Source organism: Streptomyces sp. NPDC093260 (assembly GCF_040683715.1).
In the GTDB taxonomy this organism is placed as follows: Bacteria; Actinomycetota; Actinomycetes; order Streptomycetales; family Streptomycetaceae; genus Streptomyces; species Streptomyces sennicomposti.
On sequence record NZ_JBFBEK010000016.1, the window covers coordinates 116501 to 140209 of the forward strand.

Genomic DNA, 23709 nt, shown 5'->3' on the forward strand with positions numbered 1-23709 from the left:
GCCGCCTCAGGGAGGCGGGGGCGGCCCGTGCGGGTGCGGCGGGGGAGGCGGCGGCAGCGTCGTGAGGTCCGGCGCCGCCTCCGGCCACACCAGCAGTACCGGGCAGGGCGCGTGGTCGACGGCGAACCGCACGGCCGGTCCGAGACTGTGCGGGCCGAGCCGGTCACGGTCGCCGTCGCGGGCCAGCACCAGCAGATCGGCGTCGTCGGCGGCCTCCACCACCTGCCGCTCGACCCGCCCGGCCCGCTCCAGCCGCGTGCACGGCCGGCCCAGCCGGGCCGCCGCCGCGTCCAGCAGCTCGGCCGCGGAGGCGTCGCCGAGATCGGCGAGCCGGTCGCCCGGGTCCCGCTCCCAGCCGTCGCCCGGCGCGTGCCCCCGGCGGTGCCCGCGCCCGAGGAGCCCGGCGAACGCCCCGTGCGCCACCCCGGGCACGTCCGCTGCGCTGACGTGCAGCAACACCACCTCTGCGTCCTCGGGCGCATGGGCGCGCACGGCGTCCACACAGGCGGGCCAGGTGCCCTCGACGAGCCAGGCGATCACACGCATACGGCGGCCTCCCTCAGCCTCCGGTCTTCCCCGCCGCGCCCCGCGACTCACCCGGCCGCACCGCGCGGCTCACACGATCTGCAGCGCTCCCCACAGTGCCACCACCGCGGGCACGAGTGCGGCAGGCACCGCCAGCAGCCCCAGCCGGGTGAACTCCTTCAGGTCCACGCCGTGGTCGTGCTGGTGCACGATCCGCCGCCACAGCAGTGTCGCGAGCGAGCCGGCGTAGGTGAGGTTGGGTCCGATGTTGACACCGAGCAGCACCGCCAGGACCGCGCCCGGCCCGACCGGCGCGGTCAGCGGCAGCAGGACCAGCACCGCCGGCAGATTGTTGATCAGATTGGCCAGCACGGCGGCCACCGCGGCCGTGCCGAGCAGGGCGAGCAGTCCGGTGCCGCCGGGCAGGACGTGCCCGAGCGCGTCCGCGAGCCCGTTGTCGACCACCGCGCGCACGACCACGCCGAGCGCCAGCACGAACGCGAGGAAGGCCGGGGAGGCCGCCCGCGCCACGCTCAGCGCGGTGGCCTCGCGGCGCACCAGAGCCCGCCCGGCCAGCACCAGCGCCCCGGCCAGCGCCGCCCACGCCGGTTCGACGCCGAACGTGGAGGTCACGACGAAACCGGCGAGGGTGCAGCCCACGGTGACCAGCGCGAACACCGGCATCGCGGGCGGCTCGCCGGTGCCCGGCGCGGGCGCCGAGGCCGCCAGGTCGCGGGCGAAGAAGCGGCGGAAGACGACGTACTCCGCGCCGATCGCCACCAGCCACGGCAGCGCCATCAGCGCGGCGAACCGGGTGAAGCTCACCCCGCTCGCCGCGAACGCCAGCAGGTTGGTCAGATTGGAGACCGGCAGCAGGAGTGACGCCGTGTTGGACAGATGAGTACAGGCGTAGACATGCGGCTTGGGGCGTACGCCGGTGCGGGCGGCGGTGGCGAACACCACCGGGGTCAGCAGGACGACGGTGGCGTCCAGGCTGAGCGCGGCCGTGATCGCCGACGCCAGCGCGAACACCGCCGTCAGCAGCCGCACCGGACGGCCCCGCGCCCACCGGGCCATCCACGCCCCGCACGCCCGGAACACTCCCTCCACGTCGCAGAAGTGGGCGAGGACCAGGACCGCCGCCAGGAATCCCACGACCGGCGCCAGCCGCACCACCTCGGCGCGCGCGTGGTCCGGGCTGATCGCGCCGGTGGCGACGGCGACCGCGGCGGCGGGCACCGCCAGGGCGGCCTCCGGCCATCCGAAGGGCCGGACGACCGCCCAGGCGAGCACGGCGACGAGCAGGACGACGGACAGGCTCTCCGCCAGCGGGGTGTTCAGGGCTCGGTCCTCCGGACGTGGTCAACGGTGCCCGCACATCAAAGCAAACAGCCGTCGCACCTTCGCGCGGACGTGCGGGGACAGCGCCGCGTCACGGCGCGGTGCCGGGGCTGAGCACGGTCAGGAACACGGACGAGGAGTTGCCGCCCACCGGCACCTGGCCGGCCGCCCACTTCACCGTGAGGTGGTCGCGCTCGTCCGGCGGCGTGACGATCAGCGCGGCCGGCTTCGCGGTGCGCGCCCCGCTCACGCCCGGGTTGGAGAAGGTCAGTCCCGCCCAGGCACTGGCGCCCGGCTTCAGGGTGACCGTCGCCGGGGAGCCCGACGAGCGCTTGGGGTCGGGGCCGAGCTGGTGGCCGGAGGCGTCCACGAACGCGGCGCCCGGATAGCCGCGCACCGTGCAGGTGCGGCCGGAGACGTTGGTGAGGACCAGCGGGAAGTTCTCCTGCCCCGCGCCGGGGTCCATCCGGCCGATCGCGGCCCGCAGCTCCGAGGTGTGGCAGCGGCCGCTCCGCGCGGCGGTGTTCTTGTCGGAACCCGTGGCGGGACCCGTGCCCGAGGTGGTGGCGTGACCGGTGGTGGCGGGGGCGGCGGAGCCGGGGGGCGGGGCGGTGCGGCCCGCCGTGGTGGAGCCGCCGCCCGGGGCGGTGCTCCCGGCCGCCGCGCCGGTCGTCGTGTCGCCTGTCGCGGGCGCCGCGGTGCCCGGCACCTTCTGCGGTCCGCCCGCCGTGCCGTGGTCGGTGCCGCAGCCCGTCAGCAGGCCCAGCGCGGCGATCGCGCCGGCGAGCAGGGCCGTACGGCGGCGGGACGGGGAGGTGTACGCCATGATCCACGCTCCTGGAGGTTCGTCGCACACGGTGCCGTGTGCGTCCGGCGCCTCGTGCGCCGACATGAGGTCCGATGCGCGGTCCGGGTGGAAAGTTCGCGGTTCCCGCACCTTTCTTCCCGGGAGTTCTTCCCGCCGGGGACCGCGGCCTGCGCACCCGTACCTGTGTTCATCCCTACCGGGTCCGGGTGACCTCCAGCGAGCGGAGTACGCGGTCGGTCGGATCGTCGCCACCCTGCCGGCGGACCTGCACGTACACCTGGGGCTGACCGGCGGCCCCGGCCGGGACGAGCGCGGCCTCGGTGAGCAGACCGCCGCCGGGGCAGCCGCTCCAGGCGCGGACCAGGCCGTGCCACGACCCGGCGCCGTAGGCGCGGTCGCCGTCGTAGTGGCAGCCGGAGTGCTCGACGGCGGTCACCCGGGCGGTGACGTCACCGTGCTCGCTCAGCCCGACGAACACCCCGTCCACGCCCGCGCCCAGGTCCTGCCAGTGCGTCAGGTCGTCGGCGACGGCGAGCCCCGGCTCGTGCCCGGCGGGCAGCCCCAGCGTCACCGGGTCCCAGCCCGAGTCCCGCAGCTGCCGCCCCCAGCCGTCCGGCACCCGTACCGCGACCCGGCCGGTGGCGTCGGCGACCCGGACACCGGACGCGGCGGACGTCTTCGGCATGCCGGGCCACAGCGCCACGCCCAGGCCGACCCCCGCCGCGGCGACCGCGGCCACGGCGGCGCCCAGCGCGACGGCACGGCCGCGTCGTCCACGCGGTAGGCCGGCGCCCCGGCCCCACCGCCCGCGCCGCCGTCCCACGTGCCGGACCCGTCCTCCGCGCGGCCGGCGGGCGGCCGGCTCCGCCGCCGCACAGCTCTCCAGCTCCTCGGCCAGCGCCTCGGCGGTCGGCCAGCGCCGCTCGCGGTCCGGTTCCAGGGCGCGCATCAGCGCCCGCGCCACGCCCGGGTCCACGTCCGGCCGCAGCCGCTCCGGCGGTACGGCCTTGCCCGGTGCGGCCGGCACCGCGCCGGTCACCAGTTCGTAGCCCACCGCGCCCAGGCTGTACACGTCGGCCCGCGCGTCGATCCCCACGCCCGGCTCGGCCTGCTCCGGTGGCCGGTACCCCTCGGAACCGGCGGCCAGGGTCAGTCCCGAGGCCTGCGCGAGGCTCTTGGCGAGCCCCAGGTCGGCGAGCAGCACCCGCCGCGTCCCGTCGGGCGCGGTGCGCAGCAGGACGTTGCTCGGCTTGACGTCCCGGTGCACGATGCCCGCCTCGTGCAGCGCGTGCGCGGAGCGGGCGGCCAGCGCGGTCAGCCGCAGCGCCTCGGCCACCGGCAGCGGGCCCGCGGCGAGCAGGTCGGCGAGGGTGCCCGCGTCGGCGTACTCCATGACGAAGTACGGCCTGCCGTCGGGCAGTTCGCCGATGTCGTGGACCTGGACCACCCGCGGCGAGCCCGCCTTGCGCAGCAGCCGCGCCTCGGACAGGAACCGCTCGCGCACATCGAGGCGGTGCGCCCAGTTCTCGGCGAGGACCTTCACCGCCACCGGGGCGTCGAGGTCCTCGTCGTGGGCGAGCCACACCGTGCCGAAGGCGCCGGTGCCGAGGCGCCCTTCGAGCCGGTAACGGCCGATCCGGTCGACGGAGTGCATACGACTATCATGCCTGCCCTGAGATCGACTCCGAGGAGGACCCACGTGCCGGACGAGGCGCCGACCGAAGAACTCGCCCGGCGCGCCGCCGCCGGTGACGGCGCGGCGCTGGCGGAACTCCTCACGGGGATCCGGCCGGAGCTGCTGCGGCGCTGCGGGCGCTTCCTGCCCTGCCGCGAGGACGCGGAGGAGGCGGCGCAGGACGTGCTGCTCCAGATCACCCGGAAGATCGACACGTTCGAAGGACGCAGCAGGTTCAGCACCTGGCTCTACACGGTGGTCGCCAACTGCTGCCGGCAGAAGTACCGCGAACTCAAGCGGCGCGCCGCCGAGCACCCGGCCGCCATCGAGCCCGAGCGGTACGTCGACCCGCGCACCACCAGTGTCATCGCCGGCTCCCGGATCGATCTGCTGGAGGCGCTGGACCGGCTCGAGCGGGAACATCCCCACCTGGTGGCGCCGCTGGTGTACCGGGACATCTGCCAGCTGGAGTACGCCGAGGCCGCCGAGCGCGCCGGTATCCCGCTCGGGACCCTGAAGTCACGGCTGCACGAGGCCCGCCGACAGGTCAGGCCCTGGCTGGCCGCGGGGTCCTGACCGGCGGGCGGTCCCGGACGGCGGCGCGACAGCGGGCGGCGGGACCGGTGCCGTGGCCGGTGTGCGGGGCCGCCCGCGCGCCCCTCACTCCCCGTCGAGCAGGCTCAGCTCGGCCCAGATGGTCTTGCCCTCAGGGGTGTGCCGGCTGCCCCAGCGCTGGGTGAGCTGCGCGACCAGGAGCAGGCCCCGGCCGCCCTCGTCCCAGGTCTTGGCGCGGCGCAGATGCGGGGCGGTGCTGCTGGTGTCGGACACCTCGCAGATCAGGTGCGTCTCGTCGTGGATCAGCCGCAGCCGGATCGGCGGGGCGCCGTACCGGATGGCGTTGGTGACCAGTTCGCTCACCACCAGTTCGGCGGTGAACGCGGCCATGCTCAACCCCCAGTCGTCCAGCTGTTCGACGACCTGCTTGCGGATCGGGGCCACCAGCGAGGGGTCGTCGGGGATGTCCCAGGTCGCCACCTGGGAGGCGGGCAGGCCCTTGGTGCGGGCCAGCAGCAGGGCCACGTCGTCGCCGGCGCTGCCGCCGGGCAGCAGGGCGTGCAGGACCCGGTCGCAGGTCTCCTCCAGGGAGCCGGCCCCGGCGGCCAGCGCCGCGCACAGCAGCCGGTACCCGGCCTCCACGTCCCGTTCCCGGCTCTCCAGCAGCCCGTCGGTGTAGAACGACAGCACGCTGTCCTCGCGCAGCTCCAGCACCGCCGACTCGAACGGCAGCCCGCCCAGACCGAGCGGCGGCCCGGCCGGCAGGTCGATCCGGTGCGGCGGGCCGTCCGGCGGCAGCAGCACCGGCGAGGGATGCCCGGCGCGGGCGAGAGTGCACCGCCGGGAGACCGGGTCGTAGACCGCGTACAGACAGGTCGCGCCGACCTCGCCGGGCCCGTCGTCGCCGCCCTCGGCGGACATCCGCACCACCACGTCGTCCAGATGGGTGAGCAGCTCGTCCGGGGCGAGATCGATGTCGGCGAGGGTGCGCACGGCGGTGCGCAGCCGGCCCATGGCGGCCGAGGCCCGCACCCCGTGCCCGATGACGTCCCCGACCACCAGCGCCACCCGCATCCCGGACAGCGGGATCACGTCGAACCAGTCGCCGCCCACGTCGGCGCGGGCCGCCGGGAGGTAGCGGGAGGCCGCCTGCACGCCGGCGGTGCGCGGCAGGGAGCGCGGCAGCAGGCTGCGCTGGAGGGCGAGCGCGGTCTCCCGCTCGCGGGAGTAGCGGCGGGCGTTGTCGATGCAGACGGCGGCCCGGGCCGTGACGTCCTCGGCGAGCAGCACGTCGTCCGGCATGAACGGGTGCGGGTGCTGGAAGCGGGTGAAGACGGCGACGCCCAGGGTGACGCCCCGGGCCAGGATCGGCACCGACATCGTGGAGTGGATGCCGAGGCGCCGGGCGAGCAGAACGCGCTCGGGGTCCCAGGCGAGCCACTTCTCCAGGTCGCCCGACTGCTGCGACACCACGATCGGCTGGCCGGCCAGCAGCGCGGCGCCCTGCGGCGAGACGGCCGGGTACACCTCGCTCCGGCCGGGCGGGAACATGGCCTCGGGCTCACCCGGACCGGCCGAGCGGTGCGCGACGCGGCGCAGCGAGACGGGGACCTTCAGCGGCCCGATGGGCAGTTCGCCGTCCTGCTCGGGCGGGTCCACCAGATAGACGCTGACGAAGTCGGCGAGCGAGGGGACGCAGACGTCGGCCAGCTCCTGCGCCGTCCGGGTGACGTCGAGGGTGGTGCCGATGCGGGCGCTGGCCTCGTTGACCAGCTGGAGCCGCTCGCGCGCCCGGTACTGCTCGGTGAAGTCGTGCACGGCGACGCACACCCCGAGCACCCGCCCGTCGGCGTCCTTGACCGGGGAGACCCGGGCCAGCCAGGCGCTCAGCCGCTCGTCCTCGCCGGTCGAGACGTACGTCCGCACGTCGTGGCTCCGGCCGGTGTCGAGCACCCGGAGCATGTACGACTCGATGTCCTGGCTGTGCGGCCGGCCGCCGATCTCGGAGTGCCGCAGGCCCCGCAGCCGTTCCCCCGAGACGCCGATGACTTCCGCCATGGCGTCGTTCACGGCGTGCAGGCGCAGCCGCCCGTCGTAGACCGCGACGGCGCACGGGGACTGCAGCAGCTGCGCCCGCAGCAGCGGATCGTCCGGCGCCGGCGCCGGGCCGCCCTCCAGCGGGGTGACCAGGAGCCAGTCGCCGCCGTCCTCGGGCCGGCGGTGGTGCGCCAGCAGCCACACGGGGACGGTGTGCCCGTCGCGGTGGCGCAGGTCCAGCGTGCCGGTCCAGCGGTGCTCCGCGGGCACGGCCGGCGCCTGCGCACCCTCGGCCAGCAGCCGGCCGGCCGGTCCGCCCACGACCTCCTCGGGCGCCCAGCCGAGCAGCCGGCGCGCGCCTTCGTTCCACTCGGCGAGCAGGCCCCGTTCGTCGACGACGGCCCGGGCCGTGGCGGCATCGTCGAACGGATACACCGGGCTCATCGCCACTCCATCGCGCACACTCACAGTGATCAGACGTGTGTCACTCGCGATCCAGCCTAGTGCGTCCCCGTGGCGCGCGGTCGCCGACCCCCCTTTCCGTACCGGGGCGCCCCCGGTACGGCGGCGCGGGGGCGACCTGAGCCGGGCGCGCGCCCCGCCGCACGGGGCGCTCCCCGCGCGCCGGACGATCCGTCGCGCGCCGGTTTCGGTACCGTGATCGCGCCGCTGTGACCAGCGGCTATTTACGTGAAAGTACCCTCGCGGTACCGTTTGGAGCATGCCAGCGCTCAATGTGGAGTTCAGTGACCGCGAGCTGGAGGACCTGCGCCAGATCGCCAAGGAACGCGGTACGTCGATGAAGGCGCTCGTGCGTGAGGCCGCCGCCGCCGACATAGCCCGGCACCGGGCCCTCCAGGAGGGCGCCGAGGCCTTCCGCCGGTTCTTCGCCGGCCACGCCGAAGAATTCGCCGCCGCGTTCCCCGACGACGAGCCGCCCACGAGGGGCGAGGGACGAGCCGCCTGACCGATGACCCCCGTCATCCACATCGACGTGCCCTGGCTGCTCCAGCGCCATGAGGAAGTGCTGCCGGACCAGCCCGCGGTCGACGACTTCTCGGCCCTGGTCGCCGCCGTCGCCCGCCATCGCGTGGACCCGCCCCGGCTGGGCGTGGACTCCGACGCCGCCTGGCGGGCCGCCGCCCTGCTGCACACCCTCGCCGTGCTCAAGCCGCTGCCCTCGGCCAACGCCCGCTTCGCCTGCGCGACGGCCGTCGCCTACATGTACGTCAGCGGCGTCGGCATCGACCCGCCCTACGGCGCCCTCGTCGATCTCGCCCGCGATCTGATGTCCGGCAAGACGGACGTGTACGGCGCGGCGGACCGGCTGCGGTCCTGGGAGATCTGAGAGCGGTCGCCGACGCCGTCGCACCCCTCTGCGGGAACGTTCCGGCATGTATGACGGGAGTGTTTCAAGTCGATTGCGGAGCACGGGAGAACGCGCCACCCGGCTGGATCTTGTGCCTGTCGGGCCCGTGATTCCGGGGTCGGAACGTTCGAATTCCGTGACTTCACGCCACTGATTCAATACGCAAGGTTACCGAAACCCGTGGGTTCGATGTGAGTTTCGGTGGCGGACTCGGCAGACTCCCGCTCGCCGGGTCCGGCACCGACCGCGCCGGACGGGCATCTCTCATCGAACCCTGCGGAAGGAAGCACACAATGCGGAACACCGCGCGCTGGGCAGCGACCCTCGGTCTGACGGCCACCGCCGTCTGCGGACCGCTCACCGGGGCCGCCCTCGCCGCCCCGGCCGCCGCCCCCGCCTCGCTGTACGCTCCCTCGGCCCTGGTGCTCACCGTGGGCCACGGGTCGGCCGCCGCCACCGCCACGCCGGAGCGTGCCGTCACCCTCACCTGCGCGCCCACGGCCTCCGGGACCCACCCCGCCGCACCCGACGCGTGCGCCGAACTACGCGCCGTGGGCGGCGACTTCGACGCCCTGACCGGCGGCGGCGTGCTGTGCACCAAGGAGTACAACCCCGTGGTGGTCACGGCCGCCGGAGTCTGGCAGGGCAAGCGCGTCTCCTACGAGCGCACCTTCGCCAACGAGTGCGTGAAGAACGCCGCCATGACGAGCGTCTTCGCGTTCTAGAGCCGGGATCGCACGGTTCCCGGGCAGCACGATGGGCCGCGTGACTGGGGAGTGCGCGGCCCGGCACGGGAACCGGCGGTGATCCCGCGACAGGGGCCGGCGGGCGGAGTGGGGCCTCCCGCCGGTCCCTGACATCTTTCGCTGTCTTCCCGTACACGGCTTCTCCGTGCACGGCTTCTTCGCGTGCGGAGGACCGCTGCTACACCCGCTTGCGGTGACTGGTGTCGCACCACGGGTAGCGGCGGCTGCGGCGGCAGGTGCACAGCGCCACCCGCCACCGGTCCGAGGTGACCGTGGTGCCGTCCTCCAGCTCCACCTCGACCGGACCGTCCACCAGGATCGGGCCCTGGCGCTGCATGGTGATCCGGCGGGCCGGCGTCCGGCGGGCGTCCCCGGCGCCGTCAGAGGGGTCGTTCGGCACGGATGACCACCAGCTCTTCCTTCTCGTCGTCCGAGGCGAGCAGTCCGCGCTCGCGCAGCCACTCCCGTCTCGCCCGCAGCACCGGGCCGAAGGCGATCCAGCGGCGCCGCACCACGGAGGCCTTCAGCCCGGTCCCGCGCAGCAGCTCCAGGGTGCGGTCGGGGCCGCTGAGCGCGGAGTGCACGATCAGCAGCACCCCGCCGGGCCGCAGCAGACCGGGGGCCTCCTGACAGATCCGGTCCAGCACCTCGCGCCCGTCGTGACCCGCGTCCCACGCCCGCGCCCGCCCGCGCGGTGCGTGCCGTGCGCCGGGGGCCGGGACGTAGGGCGGATTGGCCAGGACGAGGTCGAAGGTCCGGCCGCGCACCGGACCGAAGAGGTTGCCCCGGCGGGCATGGACCGGCAGTCGGCGCACCCAGGCGTTGAGGCGGGCGCTCCACACGGCCCGCCGGGACACGTCGACCGCGGTCACATCGGCGCCCCGCCGGGCGGCCGCCAGCGCGAGCGCGCCGCTCCCCGTGCCCACGTCGAGGACCTCGGTGCCGGGCCGCAGCAATTCGTCGCCCAGGGCCTCGGCCAGGAGGGCGGTGTCGTCCTGCGGGGCGTAGACGCCCGGAAGTACCAGTTCACTCACGCCACGCGAGTACCCCGTAACCCGTGGAATATCAGGAGGCGGGGACCGTCTCCGTCATCGCCAGGGGCACGCGCAGCGAGGAGCGGCCCGCCCGCCAGTCGGCGAGCAGCCGGCCGCCGAACCGGTCCTCCAGGAACCCGGTCGCGTCGATGCCGAAGGCCACGTCGGCCGCCAGGTGCGGCTCCTCCTCCAGCAGGCCCGCGATCACCTCGTGGCGGACGACCTGCTCGTGCACCGCGTCGGCCTCGACGTGCTCGTCGTAGAAGAACTCGGCGGCCCGGCCCGCGCCCGTGCGGCGCATCGCCTCGGCCAGCCGCCGGGAACCGGGCGAGGAGGTGATCTCCACCGCCGCGAAGTGCCCCACCAGCGCCCCGCGCAGCGACCGGTGCAGCCCGAACAGGGACATCATGTTCACCGTGGCCAGGACCTCCGCCGAGGCCGCGTCCAGATAGCGGCCGTACGTCGTGTCCAGCCCGAGGTCCGTCATCAGGTCCGCGAACAGCCGGGCGTGGACGCGGGCCGCCCGGCCGCCGCCGTACTCGTCGAACTCCACCGCCGCCATCGCCGCCTTGGCCCGGCCCCACAGCCGCGGCAGCACCCAGGCGTGCGGGTCGGCCTCCTTGAGGTGGTACAGGGAGCGCTGGGCGGCGTACTCGCGCAGCTGCCACAACTCGCCCTCGTCCCGCAGGAAGTGGGAGACGCCCGCACCGTCGACCGGTTCGACCAGCAGCTCGCCGAGCGCCTCGTCGAGACTGCCGTGGCCGGGCGTGTCGGCGCGCAGGGCGGTCAGGAAGCGGTCCTCCAGCGCCGCCCGCACCCGCAGCAGGTCCGGGTCCCACTCACGCCCCGCGGCCACCCCCGCCCACCCGCGGTAGTGCAGTTCGTAGCACTGGTACAGGGCCAGCTGGAGGTCGTCGCCGTACGGGTCGGCGGCCCCGGCGTCCGCGGGGCGGGGGAGCGGGCCGGTGTCGAGCAGGTGGGCCGTCACGGCTGCGGAGAGCGGGCCCCGGGCGGGCGGCAGCTGGGGTCCTCGGCGATCGTCGTCCATGGAACCCGGGTACCCGGGGCGCCCGCGGCCATCCTCCCCGTGATCAGGCGCTAGTGGTCCTCGGACTCCTCCTGGGCCTCTTCCTCCGCTCCCGCGTTCGGGGTGATCGCCTCGGCGGCCTCGCCGCGGTGCCGCTTCTCCCGGGACTCGTCCACGTCCGTCTCGGCCTTCTCGAACTCGCGCAGGACCTCGCCGAGCGCGGTCTGCGGGCGGTCGTGGTGCTGCGTGCCGTCGTTGTCGGGCATGGTTCTCGCTCCTCGCCTGAAGTCGGTGCGGTCCTGTCTCGGGGCCGGGCGCGGCCCGGCCCGGATCGGGGCCTCGTCCGGGTCCGGTACGGCCCGGTCCGGTTACGTCTTCCCGTCTTCACCCGCTTCACCGGGTCGCGCTCGCGATCCGCAGCGGCACGGGCTCCGGGGGCGCGGCGTCCTCGCTCAGCCGGGCGACCTCCGCCCACCAGGACGGCCCGTCCTCCAGGTGCCGCAGCAGCACGCCCTCGCGGATCGCCCACGGGCACACCTCGGCCGTCTTCAGCCCGGACAGCTTCATCGCCGTGTGGCCGACCACCGCGCCCGCCAGGCTCTGCGCGGCCCGTGGCGCGGAGATGCCGGGCAGCGCGGAGCGCTCGGCGGCCGGCAGGGCGGCCAGCCGGTCCACGGCCCGGCGCAGCTCCCCGCGCCGCAACCGCCGCTCCACGAACGGCCCGTACCGCCCGGGCGCGGCCCCGCACAACCGCCCCAGCTGCTGGAACGTACGCGAGGTGACCACCGCCGTGCGCGGCCCCTCCCAGCGGATCCGTGCGGCCACGTCCCGCAGCTGGTGGCGGACCCGCCGCCGCAGCGCCCTGACCCGCTCCGGCGAGGGCGGGTCCTCGTCGGCGAAGAACTCGTGGGTGAGCCGGCCGGCGCCCAGCGGCAGCGAGGCCACGAAGTCGGGCAGCCGGCCCCGCCCGAAGGCGACCTCCAGGGAGCCGCCGCCGACGTCGAGCAGCGCGAGCGGCCCGGAGCGCCAGCCCGCCCAGCGCCGCGCCGCCAGGAAGGTCAGCTCGGCCTCGACCTCGCCGGGCAGCGTGCACAGCTCCACCCCGGTGCCGGCCCGCACCGCGCGCAGCACCTGGAGCCGGTTGGGCGCGTTACGCACCACGGCGGTCGCGAAGGCCAGCGGACCGGGCGCGCCCCAGCGGGCCGCCGTTCCGCTCGCCTCCGCGACCGCCCGCACCAGCCGCTCCACCGCCTCGGGCGGTATGTCCCGCCCGGGGGAGACCTCCTCGGACAGTCTCAGCCGCCACTTGGCGGTGTGGACCGGCAACGGCACCCCGCCCGCCGCGTCCGCCACCACCAGCCGAACCGTGTTCGACCCCACGTCCACCACGCTGATTCGCATGGCCGGGAGCTACCCGCCGGGCCGATCCGTACGCCCGACGGCATGTCCAACGACGCATGGACGGCGGGTGAACGACAGGGAACGTCTCATTCCGGCCCGGTGACGGGGGCAACCGGCGGGGATTCAGGCCAGTTGCCGGCGCACCAGCTCGTGCAGCGGCCCGTTCCCGTCCGCGAGCAGCTCCGCCGGCGGCCCCTGCTGCACGATCCGGCCGTCGCGCATCACCACGACCCGGTCGGCGTCCAGCACCGTGGACAGGCGGTGCGCGATGACGATCCGGGTGGCGTTCAGCTTGCGGGTGCTGTCGATCACGATGCGCTGCGTCTCGTTGTCCAGGGCGCTGGTCGCCTCGTCGAAGAAGAGGATCCTCGGCCGCCGCACCAGGGCCTGGGCGATCATCAGCCGTTGCCGCTGGCCGCCCGAGACCGATCCGCCGCCCGCCACCAGGGTGTGCAGGCCCATCGGCATCCGCCGGATGTCCTCGGCCAGACCCGCCAGTTCGGCCGCCGCCATCGCCTCCTCCGGCGAGCACGGCTCGGTGCCCCGGATGACGTCCAGGATCGATCCCGTGAACGGCTGCGCGTGCTGGAGCACCACCCCGCACTGCCGGCGCACCGCGGAGCGGTCCAGCGCCGCGAGGTCCTGGCCGTCGTAGAGCACACTGCCGGACAGCGGCTTGTCGAAGCCGATCAGCAGCCTCAGCAGGGTGGACTTCCCGCAGCCGCTCGGCCCGACGACCGCCACGAACTCGCCCGGCCGCACCTGGAAGGACACGTCGTCCAGAACCAGCGGCCCGTCGGCGGAGTACCGGAACGACAGCCGCCGCGCCTCGACCGCCCCGGACAGCGGCCCCGGCCGGGTGCTGCCCGCGCACACCTCCGGCACGGCGTCCAGCACCGGCCGGATCTCCTCCAGCAGCGGCAGCGCCGCCACCGCCGACACGAACGCGCCGGTCAGCGAGGTCACCGAGGTCAGCAGCATCGTCACCGAGGTGCTGAACGTCAGGAAGGCCGCCGCCGACATCGAACCCCGCGCCGGACCGGCCAGCAGCATGAACATCAGCAGCGTGCACACCGGCAGGTACACCGCGCCCAGCACCGTCGTCACGTTCTTGATCCGGCCCACCCGCCGCTGGAGTTCGCGGCCGCGCGCGAACTGCTCGGCCCAGGCGGCGTACGCGTAGTTCTCGGCAGCGGCCACCCGCAGCTTCGGCAGCCCGCGCAGCGTCTGGAACGCCTGGTTGTTCAGCTTGTTGGTGAGGACCACCAGCCGCCGCTGCCAGCGCACCTGCCACAGCCCGAGCCCCGAGAACACCGCCGCGATCACCACCAGCATGCCGACCGCCGCCCACGCCATCGAGGCGCTGTACCAGAACAGCAGCACCAGGTTCATCGCGCCCACGGTCAGCGACTGCGCCACCACCGGGCCGACCCCCGCCAGCAGCCGGCGGATCGCGCTGACCCCCATGGCCGCGCTCGCCAGCTCACCGGTGGACCGCTCGGTGAAGAACCGCGTCGGCAGCCGCAGCAGCCGGTCCCACACGGCCGGTTGCAGCGTCGCCTCGACGCGCCCCTCCAGACGCAGCACCGTCAGGTTCTCCAGCAGCAGGAACGCCGCCGCCACCACACCGCTGACCAGCACCGCCAGACACACCTGCGCGATCGGCTCACGCTCGGCCCGCGGCACGTACTGTCCGAGCACCCGCCCCGTCGCCACCGGCACGAGCGCCCCGAGAACCACCGTCACCAGCCCGCTGACCAGCAGGTTCAGCATATCGCCCCGGCTGCCGCGCAGACAGAACCGCAGCAGGCCGAGCGGACCGGGCCGACGCTCGGGCAGCGGCCGGTAGAACATCACCGCGCGCGGCTCGAACTCCTTTGCGTTGCCCGGCCCGACCGGCGTCGCGCGCCCGGTCGCCGGATGCACGGCCGCATAGCCGCCGCGCCGCCACAGCAGCGCCACCGGCGCCCCCGACAGCGCCCGCCGGCCCACCAGCGGGCCGGTGTTCTCCCGCCACCAGCGGCCCTCCAGCCGCACCACCCGGCTGCGCACCCGGGACGCCAGGGCCACCTGCTCCACCGGATCGAGCCGGTCGCTGACCGTGCCCGACTGCGGCGGGTCCGCCAGGGCGATCCCGGCGGCCCGGGCGACCAGCCGGCAGGCCGCGTACACGGCGTCCGCGTCGGCGGCCGTCACCCGGTGCGCCGCGGACCGGCCGATGGACGCCAGCAGCGTCCGGTCGGCCCGGTCCCGGACCGCCTCACCGGCCGCGATCCCCGCGGCCGTCCGCGTCTCGTGGGCCTGCTCCAGCTCCTCGATCCAGCGGTCCAGCGCCGTCAGCAGCCGGTACTGCTGGTCGACCACCGACTGCCACACCGCCGGGTCCATCAGCAGATCGGCGGCGGCCTCCGCGCCGTACAGCGCCCCGTACTGGACGCTGCCCGGCGGCACCTGCATCCAGAACACCTCGTCGTCGGCGGGCGCGGCGGGCCGGTCGGTCGCCAGCGGGGCCTGGAACAGCACCGACAGGCTGCGGCCGAGACCGAGCGCGAGCGCGTACTCCAGACCGCCGGCCGCCGGCGGCACGTGCTGCGGCCGCCCGTACTCGTCCCACGACCAGGTCTCGGTGGGCGCCGGCCGGTACAGCTCGCGCAGCCCGATGCGGCGCACCGCGCAGTCCCGCAGCGGCCGGGCCACCAGCGTGTGGCGCGGCCCGGGCGCCGGGCCCAGCAGCAGCGAGCCCGCCGCCAGCCGGCCCAGATGGTGCCAGTGCCCCTGCCGTTCCGCGTCCACCGCGAACAGGTCCAGCTCGCCGGCCGTGACCAGCCACAGCACCTGCGGGCCCGCCAGATCCAGCCGGTTCGAGCCCGCGCAGTCCACGGGCGCGCCCAGCGAACCGAGCGCGCCGAGGACCGGATCGCTCCCGTGCACCGCCGTCGTCTCCGTCATCTCACCGCTCCCCGACCAGCGCCGCGTACGCCCCGCCGCGCGCCAGCAGCTCCTCGTGCCGCCCGCGTTCGACCACCGTGCCGTGCCGCAGCACCACGATCTCGTCGCTGTCGCGCACCGTGGACAGCCGGTGCGCGATCACCACACAGGCGCAGCCGCGCCGGCGCAGGTTGTCCATCACCACCTGCTCGGTCTCCGCGTCCAGGGCACTGGTCACCTCGTCCAGCACCAGGATGCTCGGCCGGCGCACCAACGCCCTCGCGATCTCCAGGCGTTGGCGCTGTCCGCCGGACAGGTTGCGGCCGTCCTGCTCCACCCTGCTGCGGATGCCGCCCGGCCGCCGGGCGATGTCGTCGTACAGGGCGGCGTCCCGCAGCGCCTCCACCACCGCCTCGTCCGGGACCGACGGGTCCCACAGGGCGACGTTGTCGCGGACCGTGCCCTCGAAGAGGAACACCTCCTGGTCCACGAAGGACACCGACGCCGCCAGCGCACCGCGCGGGATGTCCGCCAGCCGCTGCCCGTCGATGCGGATCACCCCCTCCCACGGCGCGTACAGACCAGAGATCAGCCGGGACACCGTCGACTTGCCGCTGCCGGACCCGCCCACCAGCGCCACCTGCTGGCCCGGCCCCACCCGCAGGTCGAACCCGCTCAGCAGCGGCTCGTCCAGCGGGCTGTAGCCGAACGAGACGTTCTCCAGCTCGACATGACCGCGCAGCCGCCGCGTCGAGTCCCCCGCGCCGGACCGGGTGTGCAGCGGGTCGGTGCGGAAGTCCTCCACGTCCTTGAGACGGGCCACATCGGCCGCGAAGTCCTGGATCCGGCCCGCGACGCCGGTGAGCCGGGTCAGCGGCGCGGTGAAACGGGCCACCAGCGCCTGGAAGGCGACCAGCAGACCCACCGAGATGTGCCCCTCCACGGCCCGCATCCCGCCGATCCACAGGATCAGGGCGCTGTTGACCGTGGCGAGCGTCGGCGCCACCACACCCAGCCAGGCGCCCGGCACACCCAGCCGCTGCTGCTCCTCCAGCGTGGTGGCGTGCTGTCCGGCCCAGGTGCGGAAGTAGCCGTCCTCGCCACCGGTCGCCTTCATCGTCTCGATCAACTGGAGCCCGTTGTAGGCGGTGTTGGTGAGTCGCGCGGTGTCCGCCCGCAGCTTCGCCGTCCGCGTAGCGCGCAGCCGTACGACCACCCGCATCGCCACGATGTTGAGCAGCGCCACTCCGATGCCGACGGCGGTCAGCTGCGGGTCGTAGGTGTACAGCAGCACCGCGTACAGCACCACGACCACCGCGTCCACCCCGGCCGCGGCCAGATCGCGGGCCAGCGTCTCGGCGACCGCGTCGTTGGACTGGAGCCGCTGCACCAGGTCGGCCGGGCTGCGCTGGGCGAAGAACGTCACCGGCAGCCGCAGCAGATGGCGCAGGAACCGGGCGCCGGTCAGCGTCGAGGAGACGATTCGCCCGTGCAGCAGATTGGCCTGCTGCAACCAGGTCAGCGCCACCGTGAACAGCACACACGCGGCCATCGCGGCGAACAGCACACCCAGCAGCGACGACTGGCCGCCGATGAGATACGTGTCGATGTAGGTGCGGCTGAGCGCGGGCACCGCCGCGCCCACCGCCACCAGCAGCAGGCTCGCCAGCACCGCCACCGGCAGCGCGCCCGCGGTGCCGCGCAGCCGGGCCGGCAACGCGCCGCGGATGCCCGGTCTGCGCCCGCCCTTGGTGAAACCCTCACCCGGCTCCAGCACCAGCACCACACCCGTGAAGGAGGCGTCGAACTCCTCCATGGGCACGAACCGCCGCCCCTTGCCGGGGTCGTTGACGTACACCCCGCGCCGGCCCAGCCGCCGGCCCGTGCCGTCGTAGACGACGTAGTGGTTGAACTCCCAGAACAGGATCGCCGGTGCCTTCACCTCGGTGAGGGCGGCGGTGTCCATCTGCATGCCCTTGGCGGTGAGACCGTAACCGCGCGCCGCCTTCAGCAGATTGCTCGCCCGCGAACCGTCGCGGGAGACGCCGCAGGCGATGCGCAGCTCCTCCAGCGGCACATGGCGGCCGTAGTGGGCGAGCACCATCGCCAGCGAGGCGGCACCGCACTCCACGGCCTCCATCTGGAGCACCGTGGGGGTGCGCACGGTCCGGCCGCGCCGCCGGGAAGCGGGGGGCCTGCGGGGCGCGGCGGCGCGCCGGCGGCCCCGGGTCTGCGGGGCGGCGCTCACGGCAGCAGCCAGTCGACGGGATGCCGGCCGGCCAGCCGGATCGAGGCGTCGGCGAGCGTCATCGAGTCCAGCCGGAACGGCGGTCCGTCCGCCGACGACCACAGGTACCCGCTCTTCGTCGCGGCCGTCTCGAGCCGCACCAGCACGGCGACCGGCCGGCCCTTCCCCGCGAACTGCTCTCCCAGCCGGGCGTCTCCGAGGAACGCGCCGATCCGCTGCACGGACTGGGCCGTGCGGTCCACCGCCGTCACCCGGCCGCGCAGCACGCCGAAGCGCTCCGCCGGCACGGAGGACACAGTCAGGTCCACGGCCGCGCCGACCGGGACCGAGGCGCCGCTCTGCGCGGGCACGTACACCGTCGCGTACAACGGGTCCGCGGCATGGGCGACTTTCTCCACGGCGGCCACGTCCGAACCGGTGGCGACGATCTGCCCCAGCGCGGCGGCGAGGGTGGTCACCCGGCCCGCGGCGACCGTGCGCACCACCGTCTCGCCCCGGGCGGTACGCACCTTCAGCACCGGCGCGCCGGCCGGCAGCCGCTCGCCCTCCTCGGCCAGCACGGCCGTGACCTGACCGGCGACCGGGCTCTGCAACACGTAACTGCCCTGCGCGTGGGTGAGCACGGCGGGTGCGGCGACCGTGGTGGCCACCGAGCCGGTCACCGCCCAGCCGCAGGCGGCGGCCAGGGCGACCAGTGTCACGGCCAGCACGATGCCGCCGCGGGGGCGGGCGAGCCGGACCGGGAGGTCCAGCTCTTCGGGTGACTGGAGCCTGGCGAGGGCCTGTTGACGGAACTGCACGGAACTTCCCTCACCTGGGGAGACTTCTTCGGGGGTCAAAGGCCGAAGGAACTTCTTCGGAACGTCCGAGAACCCCGGAACCGGTGGACGGCTCCGGGGGCTCGGCGGCAGCGCGGTGCGCTCAGAGACCGGCGACCAGGTTGGTGACCGGCGCGGTGTTCAGACCGGTCACACCCTCGACGGTGCCGACGGCCGTGTCGACCAGGCCGGTCACCGGGGCGACGCCGTCCACCAGGCCGGTGACGGTGCCGAGGGCGTGCACGGACAGGCCGCCGGAGATGGAGTCGAGCTCGGCGTCCGAGATCTCGGCGGTCTCGACCTGGGGGGTGGAGTTCATGCTGGAACTTCCCTTCGTGTGGGGGTTGTTACAAGGGGGGAACGGCCCCGCCCGAGACGGGCGGAGGACCGCGGCCACGGGCGCCGGCCGCCTGTTTCCCAAGCGTCCCGGCCGGCCCCTGCGGTGCGATGGATCAAAGCACGACGCGCCCCGCGGCTTCCACTTGTGCAGGGCTCTCACCAGCGCACTTGCCCATCAAGAGGTCTCTTGCGTGGATGTGCGGGCACGAGTCGTCGGCCACTTCTTCACATGCCGCACGGCATCGGCCCACGCACACCCTTGCCCACCCGGAGGCCGAACGGGGCACTTGGCGCCAAACGCGCGTCACGGACGCGGCGGTTGTGCAGATCGGCCGCGCCTGGTGACCTCGCTGGGCACGCGCTGTGCAGATTCCCTGAAGCAGGGATTCCGCTCCTGGTCCGTGACGGAGCGTCACCTTCGGGGCGCCGGGTGACAGCGGAGTGTGTTCACGGTGCGCGCGCCGATCCGGGCCGGTGCCGCGTGAGCCGGCGTACCGGTTTGAACGCCCCGCGCTCCGGGTGCGTACCAACTGCCAGCCAGACGCGCCCCGATCCGCCGCCGTACGGCGGCACGGACCCCGCCCCCAGGAGGTCGAGAAGTTTGAGTCACAAGCGAATTCCGAAGCGCAAGGCCGCGATGGCGGCGGGCGGCGTGATGGCGCTCGGTGCGGCGGTGCTGCTGCTCCCGCACGCCGACGCCGCCCAGGACGCCGCGACCGGCGCCGACGCCCCCAGGATCTTCGCGGCGAAGGACGCCGCGGACGTCGCCTCCCGGCTCGCCGGAACACTCGGGACCGCGTACGCCGGCGCCTACTACGACAGCGCCAAACAGCGGCTCGTGGTGAACGTGGCGGGCGCGGACGACGAGACCGTGGCGCGGGCCGAGAAGGCGGGTGCGGACGTCCGCCGGGTCGGCAACAGCGCCGCCGCCCTCAAGTCGGCCGCACGCACCCTGAGGACGAGCGCCACCATCCCCGGCACGTCGTGGACCGTGGACCCACGCACCGACAAGGTCGTCGTCACCGCCGACCGCACGGTCACCGGCGCCGAGTGGAACAAGCTCCGGTCCACCGTCCGCGGCCTCGGCGAGGGCATGGCCACCCTCAAGCGGTCCGCCGGCGCCTTCCGGACGTTCGCATCCGGCGGCGACGCCATCTTCGCGCAGGCGCAGGGCGGCACCGTGCGCTGCTCCCTCGGCTTCAACGTCACGGCCGCCGACGGCAGCCCCGCCTTCCTGACGGCCGGTCACTGCGGCGTCGCCGCCAAGCAGTGGGCCGACTCGCAGAACGGGCGGCCCGTCGCCACCGTCGACCAGGCGGCCTTCCCGGGCAACGACTTCTCCCTCGTCAAGTACGACGACCCCGCCACCGAGGCGCCCAGCGCGGTGGACGTGGGGGGCGGGCAGAGCGTGCAGATCACCGGGGCCGCGGAGGCGACCGTCGGCGAGACCGTGTTCCGCATGGGCAGCACCACCGGGCTGCACAACGGGACGGTGACCGGCCTCGACGCCACGGTCAACTTCCAGAGCGAGACCGACCCGAACGGTGTGGACACCGTGACCGGCCTCATCCAGACCGACGTCTGCGCGGAGCCGGGCGACAGCGGCGGCTCCCTGTTCACCCAGGACGGCGGCGCGGTCGGTCTCACCTCGGGCGGCAGCGGCGACTGCACCCAGGGCGGCGAGACCTTCTTCCAGCCGGTCACCACCGCCCTCCAGGCGACCGGGGCGACATTCGGTGCGGGCTCCGGCGGCCAAGGAGGCGACGGCGCCGCGGGGGCCGGCGACCAGGCGGGCGACCAGGCCGGCGGCGGCCGGTCCGGCGACGGCTCCGCGGCCGTGCCGGGCGACGGCTCGGGCACGGCCCAGAGCCCCGGCACGGGCGGCGACTCCCCGGCGGGCACGCCCCAGACGGGCAGCGGCCACGGGAACGGCCGGGGCCGCGGCCACTGACCGGCCGACGGGCACGGCACGGGTCCCGGTGCCGCACCGGTCGCGGCGCGACGGGCCGGCCCCGGCCGACGACGCGCCGGGACCGGCGGCGCCTGCCCGGCTGCCACGCCGGCTCCGGGGCGACAGGCGGGTCCCGGGACGACATGTGTCGGTCTCGGTGCGGCGTAGGCCCGGCTGACGCACCGGTCGTCTCGGCGACGCGACGGTCCCGCCCACGGCCGGCACCGCCGGTTCGGCCTGCACGACGCCGACCGTTCCCCGCCGCCGTCGCCCGCCCGCCGTACGCCCCCGTCCCTCGGCACGCCACATTGTCGTGAGCATGCCAGAAGCGGCGGTCCGCTCCCGGGCGGGCGCCCGGCCCGACGGCGGGGGAGCCCGCCGCTCATCCGCCTCTCAGCCGTCCCCCCGCGCCCGCAGCAACAACAGGGCGACGTCGTCGGCGCGTTCCCGGGCCGCCGCGCTGTGCCGCACCAGGCAGTCCGCCAGCTCGTCCAACGGCATGTCCCCGGCCGCGCCGAGCCGTTGCCCCAGCTCGGCGAGCGCGTCCTCGATGTCCACGTCCGGCGACTCGACCAGCCCGTCGGTGTACAGGACGAGCACCGAACCGGGAGCGAGGCCGACCCGTGTCGTCGGATACGTGGCCGCCGCGTCGATGCCCAGGAGCGGGCCGCCGGCCAGGTCGAGCACCCGCACCCGGCCGTCCGGCCGTCTCAGCAGCGGCGGCGGGTGCCCGGCCCGGGACATCACGGCCGAGCCGTCGGCCGGATCGAGCCGCAGATACAGACAACTGGCGAACAACTCGACGCCCAGGTCCATCAGCAGCCGGTTGGTGCTGCGCATGACCTCCTGCGGCTCCTGGCCCACCGTGGTGAACGCGCGCACGGCGGTGCGCAGTTGGCCCATCAGCCCGGCAGCGGTCACGTTGTGTCCCTGCACGTCCCCGATCACGGCGGCGGGCGGCGGGGTGGGCACCAGGTCGTAGAAGTCGCCACCGATGTCCATCCCCTGGGTGGCCGGCAGATAGCGGGCGGCGGCGTCGAAGCCCGGCACCCGCGGCAAGGAGTGTGGCAGCAGCGCCTGTTGCAGACCGTGCGCCAGCCGGTGCTTGGCGTCGTAGAGCCGGGCCCGCTCCAGGGCCTGTGCGATCAGTCCGCCGAGACTGGTCAGGACGGCGCGCTCGTCCGCCGGGAAGGGATGCGGTTCGGCGTAGGAGAGCACACACGTGCCCACCGGCCGCCCGGAGGCGATCAGCGGCAGGTACGCCCATGCCGCGAAGTCGTCGCGCACCGCGTACCGCACCGGGTACAGCCGCTCCAGCTCCTGCCGGGAACTGAAGAAGGCGGGCGCGCCCGTGGACAGCACATGTGTGCTGGGGGTCGGCGCGGACAGCGGGGTGCCGTGGAACTGCTCGACGGCATCCCGGTCCCGGTAGCCGCGCTGCCCCAGCACCTGGAGCCGCCCCGACTCCGAGCCGAGGATCATCAGGGCCTGGCTGCCGACCGCGGGCACGATCTCGTCCGCGACCAGCTGCACCACGTCCCGTACCCCCACCGCCTCGGTCAGCGCCCCGGCCAGTCCCAGCACCCGGGAGATGGTCACCAGGCTGGACGGGGAGGTGCCGTCGCCGGGCCCGGGCGTGCCGCGGCCGAGTTCCGTGACCGCCCGGGCCCGGCTGATGCGGACGCTCAGCCCGGTCTTGCTCGGGTACAGGCGGAACGACAGCCAGTCGCTGGGCGGCCGCAGCGCCACGAACGAGGTGACGTGCTGGCTCAGCAGCGCGCCCCGGTAGCGGTCCTCGTACATCGGGTCGCTCAGCCAGGGCACCGACGTCCACAGCCGGGTGCCGAGCAGTTCGGCGACGGGCAGGCCCAGGAGGTCGGCCGCCGCGGTGTTGGCGAAGGAGACCCGGCCGTGCAGATCCAGCGCGGCCAGACCGTACGGCAGCCGTGACACCATCCGGGCCGCCTCCGCCGAGCCGAGCGAGCCGGGCGCGCCCCCGGGCGGCCCGGTGCCCAGCAGATCCGGCTCCGCGAGCACCGGCCGGTGCTCGGCCGCCGCCCGCTCCAGCCGCAGCGCCAGCCGGTCGCAGGCGGCACCGAGATGGTCGCGCTCCCAGTCGGACAGCACCGGCGGATGCGCGGCGGGCCAGGTCACGAACACCGCGCCGTACGCGGCGTCCCGGGTCGCCAGGGGCAGCGCGGCCAGGGCGAAGGGGTACGGCAGGACGACGGCGATGCGCGGGTAGCGGCGCACCATCTCCTCCTCGCCGCCCACCCAGATCAGCCGCCGCTCGCGCAGCGCCTGCGCCACCGGGATGGGGGCGCTCAGCCCGACCCGCTCCCAGGGGGCGGCGAAATCGCGCGGCATGCCCGCCATCACCGCCATCTCCAGCACCGGCTGGTCCGGGGCGAGCAGGTAGATCGCGCCGGAGTGGGCGTGAACCTCGTCCAGCATGGCGGCCAGGGCGAGGGACAGCAGTGGCCGGCCGACCGCACCCCGGGCGGCCGGCGGCGGCCGTCCCGCACCGCGCCCGTCGGACACGCCGACCACCTCCTCGTACCCGTCCGGCCGCGTGACGGGTCCCAGGGAGCAAGGTTCCTCCTTCCCGGCCCGGCGCGCACGGCGAGCGGTGCGTACGGCACGTGGCGCGCACCGCCGGGGCGGCCGACGGCCGGGCGGCGTACGTGCCGTAGGACAGGGTGAGGACGCGCCGCCGCGCCATACCCCCTCGGCCACGGTCCATGCCCCCACGGCTGGAGCGCACGCCGACGGACAAGCGCCACATGTGCGCCCCCGCGCACCCCGATGGCTGGATCTCCGCGCACGGTGGGGGCCCGCGCCCCCAAGAATTGGGCACGCGCTGACCATCCACGGAAAACCGGTGCAAGGCGAGCTGAAGGGGCGGCA

The 23709-nt window shown here is 74.9% G+C and carries 20 protein-coding genes; 5 read left to right on the plus strand and 15 right to left on the minus strand.

Translation table 11 applies throughout. From position 1 onward, the window contains the following. Window positions 1-6: 6 nt before the first annotated feature. From AB0N63_RS21530 to AB0N63_RS21545, 4 genes are all read right to left on the minus strand, one after another. Window positions 7-546 carry a universal stress protein gene (locus tag AB0N63_RS21530; protein WP_365530604.1) on the minus strand — a complete coding sequence of 180 codons (540 nt, stop codon included), beginning with the start codon at window positions 544-546 and terminating at the stop codon, window positions 7-9. 69 nt (window positions 547-615) lie between these two features. Next, a complete protein-coding gene (locus tag AB0N63_RS21535; RefSeq protein ID WP_365530659.1) occupies window positions 616-1866 on the minus strand; it encodes an SLC13 family permease in 1251 nt (416 codons plus the stop codon). Between the two features lie 91 nt (window positions 1867-1957). Next, on the minus strand, window positions 1958-2692 hold the full coding sequence (locus AB0N63_RS21540) for a DUF4232 domain-containing protein (protein WP_365530605.1): 735 nt from the start codon (window positions 2690-2692) through the stop codon (window positions 1958-1960). A gap of 175 nt (window positions 2693-2867) precedes the next feature. Continuing rightward, window positions 2868-4328 (minus strand): serine/threonine-protein kinase, encoded by a 1461-nt coding sequence (locus AB0N63_RS21545; protein ID WP_365530606.1) that lies wholly within the window; start codon window positions 4326-4328, stop codon window positions 2868-2870. Window positions 4329-4373: 45 nt separating this feature from the next. Between AB0N63_RS21545 and AB0N63_RS21550 the strand changes: the two genes are divergently transcribed. After that, a complete protein-coding gene (locus AB0N63_RS21550) occupies window positions 4374-4925 on the plus strand; it encodes an RNA polymerase sigma factor (protein WP_365530607.1) in 552 nt (183 codons plus the stop codon). Between the two features lie 84 nt (window positions 4926-5009). Here the strand turns inward: AB0N63_RS21550 and AB0N63_RS21555 are convergent, their stop codons facing one another. Further along, window positions 5010-7385, minus strand: a complete 2376-nt coding sequence (locus AB0N63_RS21555) for a SpoIIE family protein phosphatase (protein WP_365530608.1) — start codon at window positions 7383-7385, stop codon at window positions 5010-5012. 277 nt (window positions 7386-7662) lie between these two features. On the opposite strand from AB0N63_RS21555, the gene AB0N63_RS21560 reads away from it, so the two are divergent. From AB0N63_RS21560 to AB0N63_RS21570, 3 genes are all read left to right on the plus strand, one after another. After that, window positions 7663-7908: a hypothetical protein gene (locus tag AB0N63_RS21560; protein WP_027758336.1), complete on the plus strand. Its 246-nt coding sequence runs from the start codon at window positions 7663-7665 to the stop codon at window positions 7906-7908. A 3-nt stretch (window positions 7909-7911) separates the two neighbouring features. Beyond that, window positions 7912-8289, plus strand: coding sequence for a hypothetical protein (locus tag AB0N63_RS21565; RefSeq protein ID WP_019983493.1), 378 nt, complete (start codon window positions 7912-7914; stop codon window positions 8287-8289). Between the two features lie 314 nt (window positions 8290-8603). Further along, the gene (locus AB0N63_RS21570) at window positions 8604-9035 is read left to right on the plus strand and encodes a protease inhibitor (RefSeq protein WP_365530609.1); all 432 of its coding nucleotides are present in this window, start codon (window positions 8604-8606) and stop codon (window positions 9033-9035) included. A gap of 199 nt (window positions 9036-9234) precedes the next feature. On the opposite strand, the gene AB0N63_RS21575 is transcribed toward AB0N63_RS21570, so the two are convergent. The 9 genes from AB0N63_RS21575 to AB0N63_RS21615 all read right to left on the minus strand — a co-directional run bounded on the left by AB0N63_RS21575 (window position 9235) and on the right by AB0N63_RS21615 (window position 18831). After that, the gene (locus AB0N63_RS21575; RefSeq protein WP_365530660.1) at window positions 9235-9393 is read right to left on the minus strand and encodes a CDGSH iron-sulfur domain-containing protein; all 159 of its coding nucleotides are present in this window, start codon (window positions 9391-9393) and stop codon (window positions 9235-9237) included. A gap of 43 nt (window positions 9394-9436) precedes the next feature. Beyond that, window positions 9437-10090 (minus strand): HemK2/MTQ2 family protein methyltransferase, encoded by a 654-nt coding sequence (locus AB0N63_RS21580; RefSeq protein ID WP_365530610.1) that lies wholly within the window; start codon window positions 10088-10090, stop codon window positions 9437-9439. 31 nt (window positions 10091-10121) lie between these two features. Further along, window positions 10122-11138, minus strand: coding sequence for an iron-containing redox enzyme family protein (locus AB0N63_RS21585; RefSeq protein WP_365530611.1), 1017 nt, complete (start codon window positions 11136-11138; stop codon window positions 10122-10124). A 50-nt stretch (window positions 11139-11188) separates the two neighbouring features. Further along, on the minus strand, window positions 11189-11383 hold the full coding sequence (locus AB0N63_RS21590; RefSeq protein WP_365530612.1) for a hypothetical protein: 195 nt from the start codon (window positions 11381-11383) through the stop codon (window positions 11189-11191). Between the two features lie 127 nt (window positions 11384-11510). Beyond that, on the minus strand, window positions 11511-12518 hold the full coding sequence (locus tag AB0N63_RS21595) for a Ppx/GppA family phosphatase (RefSeq protein ID WP_365530613.1): 1008 nt from the start codon (window positions 12516-12518) through the stop codon (window positions 11511-11513). A 123-nt stretch (window positions 12519-12641) separates the two neighbouring features. After that, window positions 12642-15467, minus strand: coding sequence for an NHLP bacteriocin export ABC transporter permease/ATPase subunit (locus AB0N63_RS21600; protein ID WP_365530614.1), 2826 nt, complete (start codon window positions 15465-15467; stop codon window positions 12642-12644). A 1-nt stretch (window position 15468) separates the two neighbouring features. Then, window positions 15469-17694: an NHLP family bacteriocin export ABC transporter peptidase/permease/ATPase subunit gene (locus tag AB0N63_RS21605; RefSeq protein WP_365530615.1), complete on the minus strand. Its 2226-nt coding sequence runs from the start codon at window positions 17692-17694 to the stop codon at window positions 15469-15471. Continuing rightward, window positions 17691-18494 carry an HlyD family efflux transporter periplasmic adaptor subunit gene (locus tag AB0N63_RS21610; RefSeq protein WP_365530616.1) on the minus strand — a complete coding sequence of 268 codons (804 nt, stop codon included), beginning with the start codon at window positions 18492-18494 and terminating at the stop codon, window positions 17691-17693. The genes AB0N63_RS21605 and AB0N63_RS21610 overlap by 4 nt, the downstream gene beginning before the upstream one ends. Before the next feature lie 121 nt (window positions 18495-18615). Next, window positions 18616-18831, minus strand: a complete 216-nt coding sequence (locus AB0N63_RS21615) for a type A2 lantipeptide (protein WP_365530617.1) — start codon at window positions 18829-18831, stop codon at window positions 18616-18618. 621 nt (window positions 18832-19452) lie between these two features. Between AB0N63_RS21615 and AB0N63_RS21620 the strand changes: the two genes are divergently transcribed. Next, complete coding sequence (locus tag AB0N63_RS21620) at window positions 19453-20802, plus strand: S1 family peptidase (RefSeq protein WP_365530618.1); 1350 nt, start codon at window positions 19453-19455, stop codon at window positions 20800-20802. Window positions 20803-21195: 393 nt separating this feature from the next. Here the strand turns inward: AB0N63_RS21620 and AB0N63_RS21625 are convergent, their stop codons facing one another. Further along, window positions 21196-23352 carry a SpoIIE family protein phosphatase gene (locus AB0N63_RS21625; RefSeq protein WP_365530619.1) on the minus strand — a complete coding sequence of 719 codons (2157 nt, stop codon included), beginning with the start codon at window positions 23350-23352 and terminating at the stop codon, window positions 21196-21198. Window positions 23353-23709 lie beyond the last annotated feature (357 nt).